We start from the raw sequence: 615 nt of genomic DNA on the forward strand, positions 1-615 counted from the left end.
TTTGTTAGCTGACAATTTCACCGAGTGCTTCTATCCATTGCTCTGGCTTCGCTACAATAAACTCGTAACACGTATTGTTGGCTAATTTTATACGAAATGCATCCGTAGTGATTGGAATTACACCACCACCTTTGCCCAAGCACTTAGCTACGGCAGTAATGTCTTGGCGCTTTAATTGATATGGACCAAAACCCAACTTTTCGTTGTACGGAATAAAAATTAAATCCGGCTTCGTTAGTTCTAATTTCCCATCTGCTTTAGTCGCACCGAATTGAGTTGTAGCTGTTGAAGACTTAATTACTTTATCAGACATAACGTACCCTCTTCCTTGATTTACTTTTGTCTGCTAACGCCCAATTAAGGGGGTGAGTAACGCAAAACCGATGCACCACAAAGCACCTTAATCACTCAAATTAACGCATAGTAAAAATGCCAAGCGTTGGAAATCACTCTTAAACAGTTTGTTAGCTATCTATCAAATTGATACAGTTTTGAATGATGATTGCACTATCAGCTTTACTTTGAGTTTGCATCGCGCATTGTGCCATAGAGCTATAGCCACTACTCTTACGTACTTCATGATTCAAATTATCTAGCGCAAGACGAAGAGTTGAA

At 39.3% G+C, this 615-nt stretch carries 1 protein-coding gene; it reads right to left on the minus strand.

The genetic code is table 11. The features are described 5' to 3' along the window. Positions 1 to 4: 4 nt before the first annotated feature. Positions 5 to 313 carry a hypothetical protein gene (locus R7Z49_RS26110; protein WP_318112576.1) on the minus strand — a complete coding sequence of 103 codons (309 nt, stop codon included), beginning with the start codon at positions 311 to 313 and terminating at the stop codon, positions 5 to 7. Between the last annotated feature and the right edge of the window lie 302 nt (positions 314 to 615).

Origin of the sequence: Vibrio sp. 1562 (assembly GCF_033340155.1) — a bacterium.
Classification (GTDB): domain Bacteria; phylum Pseudomonadota; class Gammaproteobacteria; order Enterobacterales; family Vibrionaceae; genus Vibrio; species Vibrio alginolyticus.

Excerpts from the sequence above, each read along its gene's own strand:
- R7Z49_RS26110 (WP_318112576.1), bottom strand. The coding sequence starts at position 313 with ATGTCTGATAAAGTAATTAAGTCTTCAACAGCTACAACTCAATTCGGT.